Here is a 9,115-nt window from a genome sequence, read left to right on the forward strand (position 1 = left end):
TTTCTACCCGGCCTTTCCCTACGCCTCTTATGCGCGCATGAAGCCGTCCGACATCGCCGACCTCTACGCGTTCATGAAGACGCTGCCGGCGGTCGCCGGCAAGGCGCCTGATCACAAGCTCGCCTTCCCCTTCAACATCCGCCGCGGCATCGGCCTGTGGAAGCGGCTTTATCTCAGCCCCGAGCCAGTGATTGCCCTTGCCGACGGCGCGGCGGACAAGGTCGTGGCCGGCCGCTATCTGGTCGAGGGGCCGGGCCACTGTGGCGAATGCCACACGCCGCGCGACTTTGCCGGCGGCGTGAAGAAGGCCGAGTGGCTGGCCGGCGCCACGGCCGCCGAAGGCAAGGGTATCGTGCCCAACATCACAGCGGGTGAGGGCGGCATCGGCGAGTGGTCGGAAGCCGACATCGCCAACTATCTCGAAACCGGCTTCACACCGGACTTCGATTCCGTCGGCGGCGCAATGGTCGACGTGCAAAGGAACATGGCGCAATTGACAGCCGACGACCGCGCCGCGATCGCCGCCTATCTCAAGGCCGTGCCGCCACACGCCAACGGCTATCCGGCGCGTAAAAAACCTTCGGGATGATTCCCGCTATTAGTTGACTTGAATACTCATGTATTATAGGCGGCGCTTCGACCAGTTTTCCGGCAATTCGAAGCTCGCCCATGCCCTCTGTCGACCTTGTGTCCGAAATCGCCCGTGGTGGGCAGCGCACAGCACTTCTTTTTCCTGATGGGCGGACGCTCTCCTATGCGGAACTCGACAGCCTCACGCTGCGCTTCGCCACGCGGCTTGGACAAGGCGAAAAGGAGCTCGTGGCCATCTCGGCGGAAACCTCGGAACATGTGGTCGTCGCCTATCTTGGAGCCCTGCGGGCGGGCCACGCGGTGGCCATGTTGCCGCCTTGCGACGAGAAGCTGTGGGATGATTTTCTAGCGGTCTTCCAGCCGGACTTCACGTTCCGGCCGGCCGATGGCCGCTGGCGCCTCATCAAGGAGGTTCGGTCCGAAAGGGAGGCTCAGCCGGTCCACCCTGATCTCGCGCTGCTGCTTATGACCTCCGGCAGTTCGGGTGCGGCCAAGGCGGTGCGGCTTTCCCATGCCAATCTCGATGCCAATGCGCGCTCGATCGCAACCTATCTCGAACTCTCGTGCGCCGACCGGGCTGCGCTGGTCCTGCCGCTCCATTATTCCTACGGACTGTCAGTGCTTAATTCCCATCTGATTGCCGGCGGCAGCATCCTCTTTCCTGGCATCTCAGTCATGCATGGCGATTTCCCGAGGGTAATCGCTGACGGCGGCTGTACAAATCTTTCCGGCGTCCCGTATTCCTACGAACTACTGGAAAGGGCGCAGTTCCGTTCCGCCGAGGTGAAGACGCTGCGCATGATGACGGTGGCAGGCGGACAGCTCGCCCCCGACCTCATCCGCCTCTACCGGGACCACATGCGCGCCAGGGAGGGCGGCTTCTTCGTCATGTATGGCCAGACGGAGGCGACGGCCCGCATCGCCTTCGTCCCGCCGGAATGCCTTTCCGATAGGGAGGAGCGTATCGGCATGGCTATTCCCGGCGGCAGCCTTAGCCTCATCGATGCCCAGGGAAACCCGATCAGGCAATCTGGCACCCCCGGAGACCTCATCTATCGCGGCCCAAACGTGATGATGGGGTATGCCGAGCAGCGCTGCGACCTGGCGCGCGGGGCCGAACTCGAGGCCCTAAATACCGGCGACGTGGCCGTGCGCGACGAGCAGGGTTACTTCCGTATTGTCGGACGCAAGAGCCGCTTCGCCAAGATTGCAGGCCTCAGGATCGGCTTCGATAGCATGGAGCAGGCACTGAAGCGGGCCGGCATCGCGGCCGCGGTGCTGGGTGACGATGGAGGGCTGCACGCCTACGTGACCGATGCGGGTACGATCGCAAGGGCGCAGTGCATCCTCGCCGAGACCAGCCGTCTTCCGGCCAACCTGGTTTCCGTTACCGCGGTGGACAACTTCCCCAGGCTTACTTCGGGCAAGACCGACTATGCATGCCTTGAACAGGACAGGCTGGAAAGGCGGACGGAGATCCGCTGCGGGACGGGCGGCCTGCTCGGGGCCTACAGCCGGGTATTCTATCCACTCGCCGTTGGCCGCAACGACAGTTTCGTCTCGCGCGGCGGGGATTCCCTTCGCTACCTGCAGTTGGCTATGGAACTTGAACGCCTTGGCATGGACCTGCCGCATGGTTGGGAACACCTGAGGGTCGCCGAGTTTGCCAACCGCCATGGGGCGATGCCGACTTTCAAGTGCAAGGAGACCAGCGGATTGCCGATCGACCTTGTGCTGAGGGTGATGGCGATCCTGCTGGTGGTGATCCATCACGAGACGCTGTGGCCAATTCCCGGCGGCTCCGGCGTGATGATGCTGCTCGTCGGTTTCGGCCTGGCGCGGTTCCAGGCGACCCACCTCCTTGCCGGCCGGATCCGACAGGCGTTGAGGCCTGCGATCGGCGTCCTGATCCCTTATTTCCTCATCGTTGCCGCCTACGCGTTTGCCTGGCGAGCGATTCCCCTGGCCTCGGTGACGCTTACCGGCAATCTTGGTTATGCCGAGCCGGAGCGCCACGAGATGATCCCCTATCTTTACTGGTTCATCGAGGCCTATGCGCAGACGCTCCTCATCTTCTCCCTCATCTTCACTGTGCCGGCTGCGCGCAAGCTCGCACGGTTGCGACCCTTCGCCTTCTCGCTTGGCCTGTTGGGGGTTGCCGTCGCCGCTCGCTTTTCCATCCCGCCATTGGTCGACATCGGCAACCGCCAGATCTTTGCGATCTACTGGGTGTTCCACCTCGCCGTCTTCGGTTGGTGTGCCGGTTTTGCCGACAATCCGGCAAGAAGGCTCATCTTGATGGCGTTCGCCGCCCCGGTGCTGGGCTATCTAGCCTTCTGGGAGGCAGTTTGGATCGGGACAGCCGTCAAGTATTTGATGATCTTCGCCGCGCTTCTGGCTCTCCTTTACGTGCCGCGTATCCGCTTGCCGGCACGGGCCGGCCGCGTGATGACGCAGGTCGCTGCCTCCGCCTTTCCCATATATCTGTTTCACCGCTTCGTCCCGGAGCTATTGATGGCGCCGGCGTCACCTGCGTTACCGGCTCCGATCTTTCACCTGCTGGCGATCGCGGGCGGTGTTGGCATCGGCATATTCGCCGGCAAGGCCATGACAGGCCTTCGTAACCAGCTTGGCAGATTTGCGATGAGACGCCAGCCAGAATTGCGCCCGGTCTAATGCGCCGCGTCTGAAAGGCACCCTACAACGCGCTTCGGCTGTGTTCTTGAGCGTGTCGTTACCGCAGAACCGCCGCGCGCCTTGGCTGCCATGCGTTAGCTTACGGGGTGGCGGTCGCCGAGGAAGTCGAAGCCGCTTTCGAAGAAGTGATTGTAGTCGCAGGTCAGTTCCTCGCCCGGCGCGATATCGCGCAAGGCATACGTCTCCTCCGGCGAGGAGACGTCGCAATTCGGGTCGTCGTCATGGTTCATGTAGCGGGCGTCATCGGCCTCGAAGACGATGTAGGCCGGATCGCGGCGGTCGGGATAGGAATAGCGGTCGAGATAGGATTTCACCGGGCCGGTCTCGTTCTCATAGGTGTCGACCTCGATCACCCGGTCGAATCTGGGGTCGAGCTTCCAGATCAGCGTGCCTTGGGGGATGTGGTTCTTGGCGAAGACGCCGATGCCCTGGATGGGCGATTTGTCGAGATAGACGTCGACGAGCAGCATGGCGGACCCTTGCAAGACGGTGACTGGCAGGCGCGGCTCGAAAAAAGCCGGGCATTGGGTAGCGCGCGACAGCGGCAATTGCGAGCACAAAATCGCCGCGCATCAGCGCGAAATGAAGCCTCTGAAAACGTCATGCGCAAATCAAAAATTTATGACCGGACGCATCAGTTTGGGAGCGATGCCGGCAGGTCCCGCAATCGGCCGCTGGACGGCCGTTTTGAGCTGCTCTGAACAGCAGGTGCGCACCGCTCAGCGCTGTTGCAGCGCAAGGCGCACACCGAGCGCACAGTAGATCGCGCCGACGACCTTGCCTTGCCATTTCAGCACCGCGGGATTCCGGCGCAGGAAGGCGCCCAGCCCACCCGCGCTCACCGCGAAGACGACCGTGCTGAACAGGCCTAGCAGGACGAAGATGATTCCCAATGCCGCCAGCTGAAGCATCACCGATCCGTTTTCCGGCCGCACGAATTGCGGCAGGAAGGCGAGGAAGAACAGCGCGGTCTTGGGGTTGAGCATCTCGGTTAGCACCGCCTGGCGGAAAGCCTTGCCCGCCCGGATCGCAAGCGCACCGGCGGCTGGATCGGTCGATGTCTTCTCGATGATCGCACGTATGCCAAGATAAACGAGATAGGCCGCGCCGACATATTTGACGATGCTGAACAGCATCGCCGATGTGGCGATGATCGCCGAGATGCCGACCATCGCCATGACGGTGTGGAATATATCGCCGGCCGCGATCCCGGCGCCGGTGGCGATGCCCACTTTCGTTCCCGAACTCGTCGCCCGCGCGACGGTCAGCAGCGTGGCGGGGCCGGGAATGAACACAAAGCCGAGCACGACCGCAACATAGGTCGCCAATGTGGCCAGGTCGATCATTCCAGGGTCCTCCGCGACTTCACCAAATCAAAGCCACGCCGTGGCTCGCGACGCAATGGCCTTCTCACACGCTCGCCGCCGCCGAGACTGAATCGGCCTTGCCCGCCACCTTCAGCGCGAAGGCGTAGGTGTAGGCGATCTCTTCCAGCCTCGAGAATCGGCCGGAAGCGCCAGCATGGCCGGACTCCATGTTGATCTTGAACAGCACCGGATTGTCGCCGCGCTTGCGCTCGCGCAGCCGCGCCACCCATTTGGCCGGCTCCCAGTAAGTCACGCGCGGATCGGTGAGCCCTGCCTGCGCCAGGATCGGCGGATAGTCGAGCGCGGCCACATTGTCATAGGGCGAATAGGCCGCGATCGTTCGGTAGTCTTCGGCCGAGGCGATCGGATTGCCCCATTCCGGCCATTCGGGCGGCGTCAGCGGCAAGGTGGCGTCGAGCATGGTGGTCAGCACGTCGACGAACGGCACCTCGGCGACGATGCCGCCAAAACACTCCGGCGCCAGATTGGCGATCGCCCCCATCAGCATGCCGCCGGCCGAGCCGCCTTGCGCGACGATGCGGTCATGCCCCGTGTAGCGCTCGGCCACCAGATGGCGCGCGCAGGCGATGAAGTCGGTGAACGTATTGATCTTCTGCGCCCGCTTGCCGTCGTCGTACCAGCCGTAGCCCTTGTCCTTGCCGCCGCGGACATGGGCGATGGCGTAGACGAAGCCGCGGTCGACCAGCGACAGGCAATTGGTGTTGAAGGACGCCGGCACGGTGATGCCGTAGGAACCGTAGCCGTAGAGCAGGCAAGGCGCCGAGCCGTCGAGCGGCGTGTCGCGGTGATGGATGAGCGAGATCGGCACCAGCTCGCCGTCGGCCGCGGGCGCCATCAGCCGCCGCGTCACATAGTGGTCGGGCTCATGACCCGAAGGCACTTCCTGGGTCTTGAGGAGCACGCGTTCGCGGGTGCGCATGTTGTAGTCGAAGACCTGCGCTGGCGTCGTCATCGAGGAATAGGTGAAGCGCATGGTCTCGGTGTCGTATTCGTAGGAACCCGACAGGCCGAGCGAGAACGCTTCCTCGTCGAAGAAGATGAGGTGCTCCTCGCCGCTTTCGCGGTCGCGCACGACGATGCGCGGCAGGCCTTCCTTGCGCTCCAGGCGGACCATGTAATTGTTGAAGCCCAGGACCGAGAGGATCAGCCGTCCGGGCTCGTGCGGAACCAGCTCGCGCCAGTTGGCGCGTGCCGGAGCATTGGCCGGCGCCGTCATGACCTTGAAATCCTTGGCGCCGTCGGCGTTGGTGAGGATGAAGAAGATGTCTCCGCCTTCCTCCAGATCATATTGCAGGCCGGTTTCGCGCGCGGCGACCAGCTTCGGCTCGGCACGCGGGTCGTCGGCGCGCAACAGCCGGTATTCCGAGGTCTCGTGATCGTTGATGCCGATCATGATCCATTCTTTGGAGCGCGTGCCGCCGACATCCATGAAGAAGCCCGGATCGGTTTCCTCATAGATCAGCCGATCGTTTTCGGCGTTGTCGCCGAGCGCGTGGAACAGCACCTTGGAGGGACGGTGATTGTCGTCGAGGCGTGTGTAGAAGAATCCGTCATCGCCGGCATTCCAGACGCCCCCGCCTCCGGTGTCGGGGATCTGGTCCGCCAGTTCCTGGCCGTTGCCGAGGTCGCGCACGCGCAGCGTGAAGAATTCTGATCCCTTGTCGTCGAATGCCCACAAAAGCTTCCCGTGGTCGGCTGAATGGTCGACGCCGCCGAGCCGGAAATAGGGCTTGCCGCCCGCTTCCACGTCACCGTCGAGCAGGATCTTCTCCTCGCCGCCTTCGCGCTGCGTGCGGAAATAGCGTGGCTGCTCGCCCCCCAGCCTGTAGGACGAACCATAGGCGTAGGGCCCGTCCTTCATCGGCACGGTGGAGTCGTCCTCCTTGATGCGCCCCTTCATCTCGGCGAAGAGCTGCTTCCGAAGCGCAGCCGTATCGGCCATCAGCTCCGCCTGGTAGGCATTCTCGGCTTCGAGATGGGCGCGGATCCGGCCGTCGAGCAGGGAAGGGTCCCTGAACATCGCCTGCCAATTGTCGGCCCGCAGCCAGGCATAGTCGTCGGTGCGGGTGAAGCCGTGGTGGGTGTCGAAGACAGGTCGCTTCTCGGTCTGCGGCGGGCTGGCGGTCGAAAAGGCAGGGGATCTGGTCATTACGTCTCGCTGTAGAAATTGCTTGAATGGCAAATGAACACGCCGATCAGCGCCGGTTCAAGGCCCGGCTTATGGCGTGATGGCCGCTCCGATACTGGGCTGGAGAGGAGAGAGATAATGAGTTTCTATGTTCGCACCGCTGCGGCTCTTGCCGTCGCTTCAACCGTTCTGGCCTTTGTCGGCCAGTCTCATGCAACCGCCTTTGCCGCTTGGCAAGTGTCGGACCTGCCCTTCGGCGACACGCTTAATGCGCGCAAATATCCTTCGGGCAGTTCGCAGAAGCAGGCCGCCTACCCGAACGGCACCGTGCTGCAATTGACCGGACGCTGCACCGGCGGGATAAACCTGCTCGACATTGCGGGCCAGCCGCGCTGGAAGCAGCAGCAGACGATCCGCTACCGTTGGTGCGAGATTTGGCACGACCCGTCGCGCAACGGTCATTTCGTCGCCGGCTGGGTTTATGGCAAATACATCGCGCCCTATTGAGCTGTCGGTTTTCGCCGCTCCGGCCAAGTCGCGGGCACCAGTAATGTCTTGCAACCCGTGATTTCATTAGGATCGGGAAACCTTGCGATCTGTCGAAGGTCAAGCATAGCCGAAGCATCGAGCCGATTTTAGCTGCTTTCGCCGATGTAACGGCGGTTCGACGTGGCGTCACCCGTGCTGGTCAGACCAGAAAAATCTCGCTAAGTTACGCGATGCACGAAAGTTTGAAGCTGAACGGGGAATATTTGATATATATCGTTGAATATAGCGCAATATGCGAATTGACTTACTTGACTGGTAGGATCATTAAGATAATTCGACGCGAATCGCAGAGGCACTTTCCTGCATGAAATTCGCGCGATGCCCAGCCGAAAAAAGGGCGCAGTTAGAAACAACTCTCGTTGGGGCCTGAACACAATGGATATCGCCGAAACACCTTCCCGAAATAGCGACGCGCTGATTGAGCTGACTGCCGATGTGGTCGCCGCTTACGTCAGCAACAATCCCGTACCCGTCGGCGAGCTGCCGAACCTGATCGCCGATGTCCATGCCGCCCTGGGCCGCGTGGGTGGCACCGCCGAGGCGCCGCCCGCCGACAAGCAGAAGCCTGCGGTCAACCCGAAGCGCTCTGTCCATGACGATTACATCGTCTGTCTCGAGGACGGCAAGAAGTTCAAATCGCTGAAGCGCCACCTGATGACCCACTACAATCTCACGCCCGATGAATATCGTGAGAAGTGGGGCCTCGACGCAAGCTACCCGATGGTCGCGCCCAACTATGCGGCCGCCCGCTCGCAGCTTGCCAAGAAGATGGGCCTTGGGCGCAAGCGCAAGGGTCGCTGAAGCAGCATCTTTTCCATTTCGATGCCGGACGGCGCCTTCGGGCGCCGTTTTTGCTTTGAGCGTGCGGGCATGCCAGTCCATTGCCCAGCCGGCCAATCGCTCAAAATACGATTTGTCAGATCAGGCGATCTGCTTCAGCGCCGTATCGGCGTCGTGCTTGATGCGCTTGACCATCGAGCGCAGGCCGTTGGCGCGCTGCGGCGAAAGGTGCTCGTCGAGGCCGAGCCCCTTGAGTGTCGCCTCGGCGTCTGTTTTCTGGATCTCGCTCGCCGGGCGCCCGGAAAACAGCGCCAGCATGATAGCGACCAGGCCACGCACGATATGGGCATCCGAATCGCCCTGGAAGGTGATGACCGGATCGGTCCCTTGTCCCTGGTCGGTGGTGAGCCACACCTGGCTGACGCAGCCCGGCACCTTGTTGGCGGGAGTCCGCGCGGCGTCGGGGAACGGCGGCAGCGCTTCGCCGAGTTCGATCACGTAGCGATAGCGGTCCTCCCACTCGTCGAGCAGGGAAAAGTCGTCGCGGATCGTCTGGATCGTGGTCGTCATTGTGCCGGATATAGTCATCCGGCATCCCCGCGTCACGAAAAAAGAAAGAAAACACCGCAGGCGTCGAGAGGTCGGACGGGCCTGCGGTGTCGCCAATCAGCGGCTAAAACTCAATTCTTAGTCGGCGCCTTCGCCGGAATGTTGACGGTCGCCGGCAGAACGACGTCCACGCTGCCTGTGGCCACGGACGTGTCGAGCCCTCCGTCGCTGGCCTTATCGCCGGCCTGGCCGTCCTCCATCATGGCGGCGGCGATCTTGGCGGTCTCCCTGGCGCGGGCGCCGATCGTGTGCATGGCGGATTTACCGGTCTCGCACACGTCGGGCTTGCGCTCGCAGATGCCGGCTATGTCGCCGACCGCCTCGCGCGCCGCAAACAGCGCCTGGATCGGCCCAACGGTCTCATGTCCGGCCT

10 protein-coding genes are annotated in these 9,115 nt (G+C 62.6%); 5 read left to right on the forward strand and 5 right to left on the reverse strand.

The features are described 5' to 3' along the window. Together EN781_RS16905 and EN781_RS16910 are read left to right on the forward strand one after the other, a co-directional pair. Positions 1 to 589, forward strand: a 589-nt coding sequence (locus tag EN781_RS16905) for a cytochrome c (protein ID WP_145965529.1), incomplete at its 5' end; no start/stop codon positions are given. Positions 590 to 669: 80 nt separating this feature from the next. Then, positions 670 to 3,267: an AMP-binding protein gene (locus EN781_RS16910; RefSeq protein ID WP_126055787.1), complete on the forward strand. Its 2,598-nt coding sequence runs from the start codon at positions 670 to 672 to the stop codon at positions 3,265 to 3,267. 95 nt (positions 3,268 to 3,362) lie between these two features. Here the strand turns inward: EN781_RS16910 and EN781_RS16915 are convergent, their stop codons facing one another. Then, the gene (locus tag EN781_RS16915; RefSeq protein WP_126055786.1) at positions 3,363 to 3,758 is read right to left on the reverse strand and encodes an SET domain-containing protein-lysine N-methyltransferase; all 396 of its coding nucleotides are present in this window, start codon (positions 3,756 to 3,758) and stop codon (positions 3,363 to 3,365) included. A 9-nt stretch (positions 3,759 to 3,767) separates the two neighbouring features. Between EN781_RS16915 and EN781_RS16920 the strand changes: the two genes are divergently transcribed. Beyond that, a complete protein-coding gene (locus tag EN781_RS16920) occupies positions 3,768 to 3,989 on the forward strand; it encodes a hypothetical protein (RefSeq protein ID WP_126055785.1) in 222 nt (73 codons plus the stop codon). An 18-nt stretch (positions 3,990 to 4,007) separates the two neighbouring features. Here EN781_RS16920 and EN781_RS16925 read toward each other — a convergent pair whose 3' ends face one another. Beyond that, on the reverse strand, positions 4,008 to 4,634 hold the full coding sequence (locus EN781_RS16925; protein WP_126055784.1) for a LysE family translocator: 627 nt from the start codon (positions 4,632 to 4,634) through the stop codon (positions 4,008 to 4,010). 64 nt (positions 4,635 to 4,698) lie between these two features. Beyond that, positions 4,699 to 6,825 (reverse strand): S9 family peptidase, encoded by a 2,127-nt coding sequence (locus tag EN781_RS16930; RefSeq protein WP_126055783.1) that lies wholly within the window; start codon positions 6,823 to 6,825, stop codon positions 4,699 to 4,701. Positions 6,826 to 6,942: 117 nt separating this feature from the next. On the opposite strand from EN781_RS16930, the gene EN781_RS16935 reads away from it, so the two are divergent. Both EN781_RS16935 and EN781_RS16940 read left to right on the forward strand, forming a co-directional pair. Continuing rightward, a complete protein-coding gene (locus EN781_RS16935) occupies positions 6,943 to 7,311 on the forward strand; it encodes an SH3 domain-containing protein (protein ID WP_126055782.1) in 369 nt (122 codons plus the stop codon). Between the two features lie 417 nt (positions 7,312 to 7,728). Next, entirely contained in the window at positions 7,729 to 8,154 is a 426-nt protein-coding gene (locus EN781_RS16940; RefSeq protein WP_126055781.1) for a MucR family transcriptional regulator, read from the forward strand. Positions 8,155 to 8,274: 120 nt separating this feature from the next. Here the strand turns inward: EN781_RS16940 and EN781_RS16945 are convergent, their stop codons facing one another. After that, the gene (locus EN781_RS16945; RefSeq protein WP_126059169.1) at positions 8,275 to 8,703 is read right to left on the reverse strand and encodes a SufE family protein; all 429 of its coding nucleotides are present in this window, start codon (positions 8,701 to 8,703) and stop codon (positions 8,275 to 8,277) included. Positions 8,704 to 8,813: 110 nt separating this feature from the next. After that, positions 8,814 to 9,115, reverse strand: a 302-nt coding sequence (locus EN781_RS16950) for a DUF5330 domain-containing protein (RefSeq protein WP_127400166.1), incomplete at its 5' end; no start/stop codon positions are given.

Source organism: Mesorhizobium sp. M4A.F.Ca.ET.090.04.2.1 (genome assembly GCF_003999085.1).
In the GTDB taxonomy this organism is placed as follows: Bacteria; Pseudomonadota; Alphaproteobacteria; order Rhizobiales; family Rhizobiaceae; genus Mesorhizobium.